The following is a 13491-nucleotide window of genomic DNA, read 5'->3' on the forward strand; positions in this document are numbered from 1 at the left end:
GTGCCGCGACCACTGCCCCGGATCCAAAAACAAACAATCGCCCCAAAGGAGACGGAAATACGGAATCCTTTAATCCGTCTGCAGGTACGGATTGTTGACAATTGACTGTGGAGAGTGCATCGCCTAGGTTCGCGGGACCGAGATGTCACCACGAACCCAATCCATGATCTGGAGGAAGAAAAGTGGCGCTGGACCCTGTCTCCATCGAGGTCAGGGCCCTGGCCGTACTCGAACTGCTCGCGCGGGAGGCCCCCGCCTCCGCCTACGAGGAAATCGCCGCCTCCGCCCGCGCCGCCGGCGCCACCGAGGCGGAACTGGCCGCTGTGGACAAGGCCCTGGAGCACGCCGCCGTCGTCCGCGCCCAGCTCGGCCGCCGCCAGCAGCGCGAGGCCAGCCTCTCCGCCCTCGTCGACACCGCCCGGGACCTGACCCTCCCCTTCGACCTCGACGCCCTGCTCAAGGTGATCACCCGCCGCGCCCGGCTGCTGCTCAACCTCGACATGGCGTACATCAGCTTCTACGAGGACCCCGAGAGCGACGGCTACGTCCGCACCGCCGACGGCCACGCCACCGCGCTGACCGTGGGCTTCCGGGTACCCCGCCAGGGCGGGCTCGGCAGCGCCTCGCGCAGCAACAGCGCGCCGTTCTGGACCTCCGACTACATGGCCGACGAGCGGATCGCCCATCACCCCGTGATCGACGAAGTGGTGCGCGCCGAGGGCCTGCACGCCATCCTCGCGGTGCCGCTCATCGGCCACGGCACCTCCTTCGGCGTGCTCTACTCCGCCGACCGCAACGTCCGGCACTTCACCCCGGAAGAGGTCTCCCTGATGGCCTCGCTCGGCGACCTCGCCAGCGTGGCCATCGACAAGGCCCGGGTGCTCAACCAGGCCCGCACCGACATCACCGCCCTGGAGCAGTACAGCTCGAAGGCCAAGTCCCACCTGACCTCGGCCCACCGCGTCAACGAGATCCACCAGCGCATGATCGGCCTGCTGCTCGAGGGCTCCGGCCTGACCGCGCTGACGGCCCTCACCGCCGACGCCCTCGGCGGTACCGTCTCCGTCCTCGACCCCCGCGGCCGCACCCTCGCCGCCACCGGCGACCTGCCCGCCGGCAACACTCCCGATGTGGCCGAGGCCCTGCTCACCCAGTTCGCCGACGAGCCGGTGCAGTTGGCCGGCGACCACTGGCTCGTGCCCGTCACGGCCGGCACCGAGCGGCTCGGCGGCATCCTCCTGCACACCACCGCGGTGCTCGACGAGGACGAGCTGCGCCTGCTGCAACTGGCCGCGGGCACCACCGGCGTGCTGCTGCTCATGGAACGCAACACCGCCATGGCCGAGAGCCAGGTCCGCGACGAGTTCTGCGACGCCCTGCTCAGCACCCCGCTGCGGCCGCTGCCCCAGCTCCGCGACCGGGCCCGGATCCTCGGCATCGACCTGGAGCGCCCGTACGCCGTCGTGGCCATCCGTCCCGAGGGCGGCTCGCAGGGCCGGGCCGTCGTCTGGGCCTCCTCGTACGCCCTGGTCTCCGGCGGCCTGTGCAGCGTCCGCAGCGACAGCATCGCCCTGCTCTTGCCCTCCGAGGATCCCGGGGCGACCGCCCGCCAGGTCTCCCAGGAGCTGTCCCCGCTGCTCGGCCACCCCGTGACGGTCGGCGCGGCCGGGCCCACGAACCGCATCGAGGACTTCCAGCCGGCCTACGCCGAGGCGGTCCGCTGCCTCAGCGCCCTGGGCGCCATCGGCGGCATCGGCTCCAGTGCCTCCGCGAAGGAACTCGGCTTCCTCGGGCTGCTGCTCGGCGACCACCACAGCGTGCGGGACTACATCACGCACACCATCGGCCCGGTCATCGACTACGACACGCACCGCTTCACCAATCTCGTCCAGACCCTGGAGGCGTACTTCGAATCGGGCGGCAGCCCGACCTACGCCGCCGAGGCCCTCCACGTCCACCCGAACACCGTCTCCCGCCGCCTGGAGCGAATGACGGCCCTGCTCGGCGACGACTGGCAGGAACCGGCCAGGGCCCTGGAGGTCCAGCTCGCGCTGCGGCTGCACCGGACCCGCGACACCCTCGGGAACCGCCAGGAGGACCGCCCGCTCTGACGGCCCGCCCGACAGTCCGGCCGTACGGCGTAGGCCGCCCCCCGGCGGCCTACGCCGTACGCCTGCGTCCCGCGTAGCCGCGGTCGGCGAATCCGGTGCGCCGGTCCGCTGCCGCGTAGCCGCCGAAACCTCCGAAGCCGGTGGCCGCGTCACCGAACCCGCCGCCGTGGCCCGGCCGCTGTCCGTAGGCGTGGCTCGATCCGTGGCCGTAGCCATGGCCGTAGCCGGGTCCGTAGCCCGAGCTCATCCGCTCGGCCGCGACCGCCGCCATCGCCGCGGTGGCCTGCGCCACCGAGGCCAGGGTCACGTGCCGGTGCCATCCCTGGTACGAGCGCCCCTCGAAGTCCCGCATCCCCACCCGGTCCGACAGATCGGTGGCTCCGCGCTCGATCCGGCGCGACAGCTGCCCCAGCCTCATCAGCACGGCGGGCGGCGCGCCGGTCATGTCGGTCAGCCAGTACCGCTCCGGCCGGCGCCGGGCGTCCGACCACTCCCCCACCAGCAGCAACGGCCCGCGGCCGGCCGGCCGGCGCCGGACCCCGGCGGCTCCCGCGCCCGCGCTCTCCGGCAGTTCCACTTGCAGGGTCGCCAGGAAGCCGAGGCGTACGGTCCGGTCCGCGCGGTCCTCGTAGCGCACCGGGCGGCGCAGCATCCCGGCCGCGTCCATGATCTGCCCGGCCGTCACCGGCTTCCCGGCCCCCCGCGGCAGCTGCGGGTCGGTGACGTGCAACGGGGTCGCTGCCGACACCTCCACCATGAACGGCATCTCGGCCGCCCCCAGCCACCCCGTGATCAGTTCCGCGCCGCCCTCCACCGCGTCCACGACCACCGGCAGCCGGCGCACCGCACGGGTCCGGGCGATGTCCAGCACGGCGCGCGCCGCGCAGTCGGCCAGGGTGGTCTCCTCCGGCAGGTGCAGGGCCCAGCTCACCGGGACGCTCGCCTCCTCGGAGGCGGCCCAGGCCCCGTACGCCTGCTGCCCGTTGACCACGTGCCCGGTCTCGGGGTCGAACCGGCGCTCCACTCCCACCGAGTGCGCCCCCGACTTCGGGATCACCATCGGCTTGACCACCCAGGCCTGCAGCTTGAGCATGCCGTCGAGCTGGACGGCGAGGTTCTCGCGGACCGAGTCCCAGTCCCAGGTGGAGCAGGAGATGAAGTGGTGCAGGCTCTGCTCCCCGGCCGGCATCCCGGCGTGCGCGGCGATGTTCCGCATGGTCTTGCGCCCACGGGCGGTGAGGAGCCCCCGTACGTACAGCTCGGCCTTGCGCCGCTGGTCGGCACGCGGCAGCGGGTCGAAGAGGGTCTGGCACAGCTGGCCGACCTGGTCCAAGGCCGTGAGGCCGGTCTGTGAGCGCGTGAACTGCACGAGCTGCGATCCCATGGAGATCTCGCCCTCCCCCTCGGTCGGTTGCTGTACCCCCAGAGCCTCTCCCGGGGGAGGGCCTCACCACGAGGGCCGTCCGGCACACACCCTGCCCCGGGGGTGGTGGCCGGACCACCACCCCCGGGTCCCGGGGGCCCCGGAAGCCGGGATCGCGGCCCGGGGGGTGGTGGCCGGACCACCCCTCGCTCCCGGGATCCCGCCCCGGGGCGGGACCGACTTGCGCGAAGGCCTGAGATGGGGTTGCGTCGAAGGAGGTGGGTACGTGGGTTTCCGTCTCCCCCGGGTTGGGTGGTGAGCCATCGTGCTGTTCACCCATCGCGCGGACGCCGGCGAGCAGCTCGCCCAGGCGCTGCAGCACCTGCAGGGGACGGATCCCGTCGTACTGGGCCTGCCCCGCGGCGGCGTCCCGGTCGCCTTCCGGGTGGCCCGCGCGCTCGGCGCCCCGCTCGATGTGATCGTCGTGCGCAAGCTCGGCGTTCCCCACCACCGTGAGCTGGGCTTCGGCGCCATCGGCGAGGGAGGCGTACGCGTCATCAGCGAGGACATCGTCCGCAGCGGCCGGCTCCGCCGGGAGGACGTCGAGGCCGTCGAGCACGCCGAGGAGGCGGAGCTCGCCCGGCAGGCCCGCAGGTTCCGCGGGGACCGGCCGCGGACGCCCCTCACCGGCCGGACCGTGATCGTCGTGGACGACGGGATCGCGACCGGGGCGACGGCGGCGGCCGCGTGCGAGGTCGTACGTGCTCAGGGCGCGGCCCGGGTGGTGCTGGCCGCTCCGGTGGCCCCGCCGGACGCGGTCGCACGGCTGGGCTCCGCGGCCGACGAGGTGGTGTGCCTGTCCACTCCGCACGCCTTCCGCGCCGTCGGCGAGTGGTACCAGGACTTCTCCCAGACCTCCGACGAGGAGGTCGTCTTCCTGCTGGCACGGGCGGCGGCCGACTCCGCCGCCCGTCCGCCCGTGCGGGCCGTCGCGGTCGAGGTGGACGCAGACGGCCTCGCCCTGGCCGGGGACCTCGCCCTGCCGGAGGGCGCCGGGGCGGTCGTGGTGTTCGCCCACGGCTCCGGCAGCAGCCGCCACAGCCCGCGCAACCGGTCGGTGGCGGCGGACCTCAACCGGGCGGGCCTCGGCACACTGCTCCTCGACCTGCTCACGCCCGCCGAGGAGACCGACCGGGCCAACGTCTTCGACATCGGGACGCTGGCCGGACGGCTCGCGGCCGCCACCGCCTGGCTGCGCCGCCGCGAGTCCCTCCCGGTCGGCTGGTTCGGGGCGAGTACCGGGGCCGCGGCGGCGCTGTGGGCCGCCGCATCGGACCCCGGTATCGGCGCCGTGGTCTCCCGCGGGGGCCGGCCCGACCTGGCCGGTCCGCGGCTCGCCGCCGTACGGGCCCCCACACTGCTGATCGTGGGCGGCCGGGACACCACGGTGCTCGACCTCAATCGCTCGGCCCTGGGCGAGCTGCGCTGCGAGAACCGGCTGGAGATCGTCCCGGGGGCCACGCACCTCTTCGAGGAGCCGGGAGCCCTGGACCGGGTGGCCGGCCTGGCCCGCGACTGGTTCACCCGCCACCTGACGCCGGGGCCCGGCGGCGGGTAACGGCGCGCAGGCTCCGTGGCGCGGTGGCGGGCCCGCGGCGCCGCGCGCGACCATGGGGGTATGGAGCAGGCGTCGGTGCACGATGTCAGCACCCCGGGCCGCATCGCGTCGCCGGGTGAGGGCATCAGCCCGCAGGAGCTGGCGCTCGCGGCCCGTAACCACGGACTTCCGCTGGAGGCCCTGCGCTACGAGGTCACACCGCCGGGACTGCACTACGTCCTGGTCCACTACGACATACCCGCCGCCGACCCCGCCGGATGGTCCCTGGCCGTCGACGGCCGGGTCCGTACCCCGCTGACGCTGGACCTCGCCGCCCTGCGCGCCTTCCCCGCCGTCACCCACCGCGTCACGATGGAATGCGCGGGCAACGGCCGGGCCCGCCTCACCCCCCGGCCGGTCAGCCAGCCGTGGCTGCTGGAGGCGGTGGGCACCGCCGACTGGACGGGGGTGCCGCTGCGCCTCGTTCTCGACGGGGCCGGGGTGGAGCCGGACGCCGTGGAGGCCGTGTTCACCGGGGCCGACCACGGGGTCGAACGCGGCGTCGAGCAGGACTACCGGCGCAGCCTGCCGGTGGCGGCCGCCACCGGGGACGACCACGGGGTACTGATCGCCTACTCCATGAACGGCCTGCCCCTGCCCCCGCAGCACGGGTGTCCGCTGCGGCTGGTCGTCCCGGGCTGGTACGGCATGGCGCACGTCAAATGGCTCCGCGGGATCACCCTGGTCGACACGCCGTTCACCGGGTTCCAGCAGGCCGAGGCCTACCGGTACCGGCGGTCCGCCGACGATCCGGACGACCCCGGCGTGCCGGTCACCCGGATCGCACCGCGCGCCCTGATGGTCCCGCCGGGATTCCCCGACTTCATGACCCGCACCCGTGTGGTGCACCCCGGCCCCGTACCGCTGGAGGGGCGGGCCTGGTCCGGCCACGGGGCCGTCACCCGGGTGGAGGTGAGCGCCGACGGGGGCCGCTCCTGGATCCGGGCCGTGGTGGCGCCCCGGGGGCCGCACCGGTGGGCCTGGCAGGCCTGGTCCTGCGTCTGGACGGCCACACCGGGCCATCACACGCTCACGGTCCGCGCCACGGACGCCGAGGGCCGTACGCAGCCCCTCGAACAGCCGTGGAACCGGGGTGGTTTCGGCAACAACCTGGTCCAGGACGTCCCGGTCCTGTGCTGCTGATCAGGAGATGCCGAGGAGCCTGACCGCTTGGTAGTAGGTCCACGCGGTGCCGTCGCACGAGCTCCTGCGGGGGCCCGAGTACTGCGCGCAGACCCTCTTCAGGTCCGCGTGGAACGCCAGGTCCAGCCGTGCCTTGGCGGCCGGGAACAGCCCTGCCGCCCGGTGGTTGCGGTAGCCGAAGTCGTGGCGCGCGCAGGCCGCGGCGAAGGGGAAGCCGAGGGGGTTGTCGGGGGACGAGGTGCACTGGTCCGTCGACCAGTCGAAGCCGTACGCGGCCCAGGCCTCCCGGTGCTCGCGGGCGTCGGCCCACGCCTGGTAGCTGGCGGCACTGGTCTGCGTCCAGCGGGTCAGCACCAGCGGTTTGTCGGCCGGGACCTGCGGTGCGGCCCAGGCCGCCGGGGCGAGGGCGAGCACCGCCGTGGCGGCGGCGGTGGCGAGGGCGGGGACGAGAGCGGGGACGAGGCGGCGACGGCGCATGGATCTCCTCGGTGCCGGGGCGGACGGGTCACCTGCGGCCAACTCCCCCGGGCACCTCTCGGTTACTGCGCGCCCGACGGAACCGGGCCCCGCCAACCCTCAGGTATGAGTCCGTATGGGACTTGCGGCGCACTCCGGGTTCGTCCTGAGGAGGGACGCGCGACGGGGCCCTGCCCGCCGAGACTGTGAGCATGAACCGCCGCCCGCTCGTCATCGCCGCAGCCACCGTGGGAGTCCTCGCCACCGCGGCCTTCGCGCTGCCCAACCTGCCGCCGAACCCCGTGACCGACACGATCGACCGCAAGGTGTACAAGGAGACGGGCAAGCGCTTCGCGAGCGCCGCCGACGCGCCCCGGCGCGCGGAGGCCGCGTTCGCCCTGCCCGCCTGGATACCCAAGGACGCCACCGACGTCCGCATACGGGTGCGCAACACCGGCGAGGCCCGGCTGATCCGGTTCACCCTCGGCGCGACGCCGCTGGACGGCCCCCAGTGCAGCGCGGGCACGCCGAAGCCGGTGGCCGCTCCCGCTCTGCACGCCAAGTGGTGGCCGGACAGCCTCCGGACCGAGGGGCGGTCCGAGTGCCGGGACGCCCAGCAGTACCAGGTCGCGGTGCGCGGCAAGCGGGTCTACGCCTGGACGGACGGCACCCCGTCCCCGGGCGCCGGGCCCCGGGGCGGCGCCGCCGCGCCGCGGACCCAGGGCTGACCGTCCCGCCGGGGCGGGGCCTGCCCGGTCAGTCGCGGGCCAGCGCCGCCGCGGTGGCCCGGGCGAAGCCCTCCGGGTTGTCGAGCATGATGTTGTGCCCGCAGTCGGGGACGGAGACCACCGTCACGCCCGAGGCCTCCAGGGCTTCGGCGCCCGGGAGCGGGCCGTCCGCCTCCGGCAGCAGGTAGGCGCACGGGACCTTCGACTCCAGCAGCAGCTCACGCATGGTGGGTGTGGTGCCGGCGGCCAGGTGAACGGCGCTGCGGTACAGGGCGGTTCGGCCGGCCAGCCGCATCGTGGCCCACCAGTGCGCGCTGACCCGGTCCCGGACCTCGGCCCAGCCGCCGGCCAGGAATTCCTCCTCGGTGTAGGAGGCGATCCCGCTGCTCCCCGGCATGACGGGGACGGGCTGCTGCGGATCCAGATTGGCGTCGACGAGCACCAGACGGGACACCATGCGGGGATGCCGGTCCGCGAGCACGATGGCCACGGCCCCGCCCATGCTGTGGGCGATCAGCTCGGCGCCCTCCACACCGGCCTCGGCGAGGGCGGCCGCCAGCGCGTCCGCATGCGCCTCGAGGGTGTAGGTGAACCCCTCGGGCCGGTCGCTGTGCCCGTGCCCCAGCAGATCGACCAGCAGCGAACGCCGCCCCGCCAGCAGCGGATGCGTGGCGCTCGCGGCGAAGTACGCGGGCGAGGTGGATCCGAGCCCGTGCACGTAGACCCGGGCCGGTTCGTCCCCCGGCAGCTCCACCCAGCGGATCCGGTCGCCCTCCGGCGTGACCACGGCGTTCCTCACGATGCTCCCCCTCGAATCCACAAGACACTCGCTTACGGCCGCAACAGGCTAAGGGCTGCCCCGGCCGACGGGGCGCCGCGGGCCGCCACGCCGCGTCGCGGATCGGCTGACCATCCGTCACGGGCGCACTATCGTGGCCGCCATGGAAATCCGCCGGGCCCTCACCACCGCCGAGCTCTCGGCCGCCGAGCCCCTCTTCGACGGGCCCGCCCGCGAGGAGTGGTCCGAGCGCTTCCTCGCCGCCCCGGGGCACGTGATGCTCATCGCCTACGTCGACGGAGTACCCGCCGGGATGGTCTCCGGCATTGAGATGATCCACCCCGACAAGGGCACCGAGATGTGCCTGTACGAGCTCTCCGTGGACGAGGGGTACCGCCGCCGCGGCATCGGCCGCGATCTGACCCTGGCCCTGGCCGAGGAGGCGAAGTCGCGCGGCTGTTACGGCATGTGGGTGGGGGTCGACACCGACAACGAGCCCGCTCTGGCCACCTACACGGCCGCCGGCGCCCGCGACGAGGGCGTCTTCTCGATGCGTGGCTGGCCCCTCGCCCCGTAGCCGGGAGGGCACCCGCCCACCGCCTCCCCGCACGCCGCCTCCCCGCCAACCCTGCACCGCCGAGCGGCGCTTAGGGTGAGCGCGGATCAACTCATCGGTTGATCAGGGATGGGGGGAGACCGATGAACAGCGCGACCGAGGTGTTCGAGCCACTGCGGGCGGACGATCCGTCCACCGTGGCCGGATACCGCATCGCGGCCCGGCTCGGCGCGGGCGGTATGGGCCGGGTCTACCTTTCGCACACCCAGGGCGGGCGACCGGTCGCGATCAAGGTCGTACGGCCGGAACTGGCCGAGGACCCCGCGTTCCGAAGACGGTTCCGCCGCGAGGTGGAGGCCGCCCGCCGGGTCCGGGGCGCGTACACCGCCGAGCTGATCGACGCCGACGCGGACGGGATTCCGCCGTGGCTGGCCACGCTCTACGTACCCGGGCCCTCTCTGTCCCAGGCGGTGGACCGGCGCGGCCCGCTGCCCGTACCCGCCGTGCTGTGGCTGATGGCGGGCGTGGCCGAGGCCCTGCAGGCCATCCATGCCGCGGGCATCGTGCACCGGGACATGAAGCCGTCGAACGTGCTGCTGGCCGCCGACGGGCCCCGCGTCATCGACTTCGGCATCTCGCTGGCGTCCGACTCCACCGCGTACACCGCCACGGGCGCCACCATCGGCACGCCCCAGTACATGTCGCCCGAGCAGGCCTCGGCGGGTGAGGTCACGGCAGCCGCCGACGTCTTCTCGCTGGGCCAGACGGCGGCGTTCGCCGCACTGGGCGAGCCCCTCTACGGCACCGGCCCCTCCCCGATGGTGCTCTACCGGATCGTGCACTCCGAGCCCGATCTGTCCCGGCTGCCGGAGGAGCTGCGTCCACTGCTGGCCCGGTGCCTGGCCGCCGATCCGCAGGAGCGGGCCACCCCGGCGGAGATCGTGGAGTGGTGCCGGCGGCAACTGGGCGAGGACGCCGACGCGGACAGCGGCCCGGCCCTCTGGCGGGAGGTGACCGGGCCCGAGCTGACCGTCCCGGAGCCCGTCGCGGATCCCGCCCCGCAGCCCGGCCCGGAGCCCGGCCAGGCGCATGCCGCGCTGCCCGTTCCGGCGCCCGCCGGGGCGCCCGTTCCTCCGAACACGATCCACCGGGTATGGCAGCCTCCGCAGACGGCGGCGCCGGAAGGGCCGGAACAACGGCGCAGGCGCCGACGGCGCAACGCGCTGCTCACCGCCGTGTCCGCGACGGCCCTCGCGCTGGTGGCGGGCACGGCCTGGACGGTCGTCGACAGGATGTCGGACGGCAGGCAGGACCCGGCGCGGGCTCAGGCCAAGCAGTCCCCGGCGGCTTCGACGGCCGGCCGGGCGGGCGGTCCGGCGAGCGGCGGTCCGGCCCCGGAGGCCGTGAAATCCACGCCGAGCCCGAGCCCGAGCCCGAGCGCGCCGCCGAGGCCCATGCCCTACGGCTCCCTGCACCTGGACGAATCGAACTCGATCGGCATCCAGGAACCGGTGGAGCGCGCGAACCCCACGGGCGACATCCGCCTGGACTGCGAACGGGTCGGCTGCGAACTGCAGAGCGACACCAGCGCGATCACCATGCTGCGGGGCAAGCCGAACGGCTCCCTCGAGACCTGCCGGACCGCCCTCAAGGACACCACCGCCCGGCGTCAGACGCTGATCACGGCGGCGGCCGGCAGCGAATTCTGCGTCAAGCACCCGTCGGGTGAGATCGCCCTGCTCGTGCTCACGCTGAAGTCGACCCCGGGGATGTCGGACCGGGAGAGCTTCCTGGTGCTGGACATGACGGTCTGGCGCACGGCCTGACCGACGTGCCGGCGTATCCGTGCCCCGGCTCGGATACGCCCGCGCGGCGGCGTGTCGTGCGCCCACTCGGCGCACCCTCCGCGCGCCCGCTCCGCCGCTCGCCGAGCATCGGCCGCATGACCGCATTCGCCGCGTTCCTCCCCGCCGCCGCACTCCTCGCGGCGGCCACCACGGGCGCCCCTCCCGCCCTCCGCCCCGACGCTCCCCACTCCGACGCCGCCCCCTATGTCGTCGTCCTCAAGGACACCGCCTCCCGAGCCCCGGCACGCGCCCTGGCCGCCGAGGCGGTGGACGCGGGTGACGAGGTCGGGGCCGTCTACGACGCCGCCCTGAACGGCTTCGCCGTCCGCACCACGGCCGCCCGCGCCGCCGCCCTGGCCGCCGACCCCCGGGTGGCCTCCGTGGAGCCGGACACGGAGTTCCACACCACCGGCACGGCCGACACCACCGACACCCCCGACGCGGCCGACACCCCCGGCACGCCCGGAGCGCGGATGCAGCCCCAGGCGCCCGCGCCCTGGTCCCTGGACCGGATCGACCAGCGCGAACTCCCGCTCGACGGCTCGTACACGTACCCCACCAGGGCCGAGGGCGTCACCGTCTACGTGGTCGACACCGGGATCAACACCGGCCACCGGGAGTTCGGGGGCCGCGCCCGCAACGGCTACAACGCGGTGTTCCTCGGCAGCTCCCGCGACTGCAGCGGCCACGGCACGCACGTCGCGGCGACCGTGGGCGGGGAGACGTACGGGGTCGCCAAGGGGGTCTCGCTCGTCGGGGTGAAGGTGGCCGACTGCCGCGGTTCCGCGAGTCTTTCGGCCATCCTCAAGGGGCTCGACTGGGTGGTGAAGGACGCGACCCGGGCGCGGGCCACCCCCGCGGTGGCCAACATGAGCATCGGCGGCACCCCCAGCTACGCCCTCGACGCGGCGGTGGTCCGGGCCGTGGCCTCCGGCATCACCTTCACCGCGGCCGCCGGCAATGACGGCAAGGACGCCTGCTCCGGGTCCCCGGCCTCCGTCCCCGAGGCCATCACGGTCGGCGCGACCGACGCCGAGGACCGGCGCGCGCCCTTCTCCAACCACGGCCGCTGCGTGGACATCTCGGCGCCCGGCGTGGGCATCACCTCGGCCTGGAAGGACACCGAAACCGCCACGGCCCGCGCCTCCGGCACCTCGATGGCCGCCCCGCACGTGGCCGGGGCCGCCGCGCTGATCCTGGCGCGCGGGATCGCGCGCACCCCGGCGCAGGTGTCCGAGGAACTGCTGCACAGCGCCGTGCCCGACCGGATCTCCGACCTCCGGCCCGGCACCCCGAACCTGCTGCTCCACACCCCCACCGGACGCTAGGTCCTGTCCACCTGCTCCGCAGCCACCCCGACCAGTCGGTATCCGACGGGCCATCAGACTCTCCCTGATGGCCCATCAATTTCTGTGTGCTTCGGGCGAAAGCAAGTCATTGACTTCTCATCACGGCGACGCGTCAATATCGGCCACCGCACCGGCTCGGCCTCCCCCACACAGCGGGTGGGGGGAGGGGTTCGTCATGACGAAGGAGTCGCGACCCAGTGAGTACGAGAATGCTCAGACGAAGAGTGCTGGCCGGGGCGGGAGCCCTGTCTCTGGCCCTGACGGGCGGCGTGGTGGCCCTGACGGGTTCCGCGCAGGCCGCGACCAAGACCACGGCCGTCTTCGAGAACTGCGACGCCCCGGCGCCGCAGCCGGACGGCTCCGGCAACCAGAACTTCACCGTCACCCTGCCCGACGGCGCCAAGGCCGGCGATGTCGTCCCGATCACGATCGACCCGGGTGCGAGCCCGCTGATCCCCTCGTTCTCCGTGACCACGGTGAACACGTCCAAGATCACCCTCAAGGTCGGTACCACCACCCAGGTGGTCACCAGCCCGCCGGAGACCGTCTCCGTCGTGGCCGGGCAGCCCCTCGACCCCAAGGCGTTCTCCGGAACGATCAGGATCCCGGACGGCACCGAGGGCACCACGGTCCAGGTCGCCCTCGACCTGGCGGTGACCGACGCGGACCTCTCCGGTTCGGTCTTCACCACCACCTGCACCCCGGCGCCGCGTCCCAGCGCCTCGCTCGGCTCGGTCGCCGTGGAGGCCCTGCCCAAGGACCCGGTCACGACGAGGCTGACGCCCAACAGCGGACCGGCGGGCACCGTCGTCGCCGTGACCGGCGCCAACTTCCCGGCCGGCGCCGTCACGTGCTCGGCCCTGCTCGCGGGCACGGCGACCGGTGACACCGGTGCGGGCACGGCGGACGCGTCCGGCGCGGCAACCTGCAACGTCACGGTCACCAAGAAGGCCGACGCGATCAGGATCGACGGTTCGATCACCCCGTACAAGGCCTTCGTGTTCCTGGAGGAGCAGGCCGGCGTGAAGAACCCGGTCGACGTCGAGGTCCTGCCCGGCCCGCTGGGCCTCGGCCCGAAGGACGGCCAGCCGGCCGTCAGCTTCGGTTCCGTCACCATCAACGGCAAGGCCCAGTCGGTGGTCGGCGTCTTCAACGCCGCGACCGTCCAGGACTTCCGCGGCGGCTCGCTCGGCTGGGACGTGACGGCGACGCGCACGCCGTTCCTGAACCAGGCCACCGGCCACTCGATGGCGAAGGCGCAGATCGGCATCCAGCCGTCCTGCACCGTGACCAACCCGGACAGCCCGAGCACCTGCACCGCGGGCACCCCCGGCGCGATCTCCGACGTCCCGATGAAGGTGGCCTCCCAGGCCGCCGGCGGGGACGAGCTGACCGGCGGTGAGTTCGCCGTCGGCGGCGCCGGGATGATCCAGCTCCCGCCCTTCATGTTCGCGGACACCTACCAGACGGTCGTGACCTTCTCGATCGCCTGACCCGTACGGC

11 protein-coding genes are annotated in these 13491 nt (G+C 73.8%); 8 read left to right on the forward strand and 3 right to left on the reverse strand.

Annotated elements, in window-relative coordinates:
- The first annotated feature begins 182 nt into the window (after positions 1 to 182).
- Positions 183 to 2111, forward strand: a complete 1929-nt coding sequence (locus OG444_RS14400; protein WP_327262558.1) for a helix-turn-helix domain-containing protein — start codon at positions 183 to 185, stop codon at positions 2109 to 2111.
- A gap of 49 nt (positions 2112 to 2160) precedes the next feature.
- On the opposite strand, the gene OG444_RS14405 is transcribed toward OG444_RS14400, so the two are convergent.
- Positions 2161 to 3495, reverse strand: coding sequence for an IS701 family transposase (locus OG444_RS14405; protein ID WP_327262559.1), 1335 nt, complete (start codon positions 3493 to 3495; stop codon positions 2161 to 2163).
- Between the two features lie 304 nt (positions 3496 to 3799).
- Between OG444_RS14405 and OG444_RS14410 the strand changes: the two genes are divergently transcribed.
- Complete coding sequence (locus OG444_RS14410; protein WP_327262560.1) at positions 3800 to 5092, forward strand: phosphoribosyltransferase family protein; 1293 nt, start codon at positions 3800 to 3802, stop codon at positions 5090 to 5092.
- A gap of 60 nt (positions 5093 to 5152) precedes the next feature.
- A complete protein-coding gene (locus tag OG444_RS14415) occupies positions 5153 to 6274 on the forward strand; it encodes a sulfite oxidase (RefSeq protein WP_327262561.1) in 1122 nt (373 codons plus the stop codon).
- Here the strand turns inward: OG444_RS14415 and OG444_RS14420 are convergent, their stop codons facing one another.
- A complete protein-coding gene (locus OG444_RS14420) occupies positions 6275 to 6751 on the reverse strand; it encodes a phospholipase (RefSeq protein ID WP_327262562.1) in 477 nt (158 codons plus the stop codon).
- 191 nt (positions 6752 to 6942) lie between these two features.
- Between OG444_RS14420 and OG444_RS14425 the strand changes: the two genes are divergently transcribed.
- On the forward strand, positions 6943 to 7458 hold the full coding sequence (locus OG444_RS14425) for a hypothetical protein (RefSeq protein ID WP_327262563.1): 516 nt from the start codon (positions 6943 to 6945) through the stop codon (positions 7456 to 7458).
- 28 nt (positions 7459 to 7486) lie between these two features.
- Here the strand turns inward: OG444_RS14425 and OG444_RS14430 are convergent, their stop codons facing one another.
- A complete protein-coding gene (locus tag OG444_RS14430) occupies positions 7487 to 8257 on the reverse strand; it encodes an alpha/beta fold hydrolase (protein WP_327262564.1) in 771 nt (256 codons plus the stop codon).
- 142 nt (positions 8258 to 8399) lie between these two features.
- Between OG444_RS14430 and OG444_RS14435 the strand changes: the two genes are divergently transcribed.
- From OG444_RS14435 to OG444_RS14450, 4 genes are all read left to right on the forward strand, one after another.
- Positions 8400 to 8813, forward strand: coding sequence for a GNAT family N-acetyltransferase (locus tag OG444_RS14435; RefSeq protein WP_327262565.1), 414 nt, complete (start codon positions 8400 to 8402; stop codon positions 8811 to 8813).
- 122 nt (positions 8814 to 8935) lie between these two features.
- Complete coding sequence (locus tag OG444_RS14440) at positions 8936 to 10618, forward strand: serine/threonine-protein kinase (protein ID WP_327262566.1); 1683 nt, start codon at positions 8936 to 8938, stop codon at positions 10616 to 10618.
- A gap of 116 nt (positions 10619 to 10734) precedes the next feature.
- Positions 10735 to 11967 carry a S8 family peptidase gene (locus tag OG444_RS14445; protein WP_327262567.1) on the forward strand — a complete coding sequence of 411 codons (1233 nt, stop codon included), beginning with the start codon at positions 10735 to 10737 and terminating at the stop codon, positions 11965 to 11967.
- A gap of 218 nt (positions 11968 to 12185) precedes the next feature.
- On the forward strand, positions 12186 to 13481 hold the full coding sequence (locus OG444_RS14450) for a hypothetical protein (RefSeq protein ID WP_327262568.1): 1296 nt from the start codon (positions 12186 to 12188) through the stop codon (positions 13479 to 13481).
- Positions 13482 to 13491: the final 10 nt, after the last annotated feature.

It is taken from the genome of Streptomyces sp. NBC_01232 (assembly GCF_035989885.1).
GTDB lineage: Bacteria > Actinomycetota > Actinomycetes > Streptomycetales > Streptomycetaceae > Streptomyces.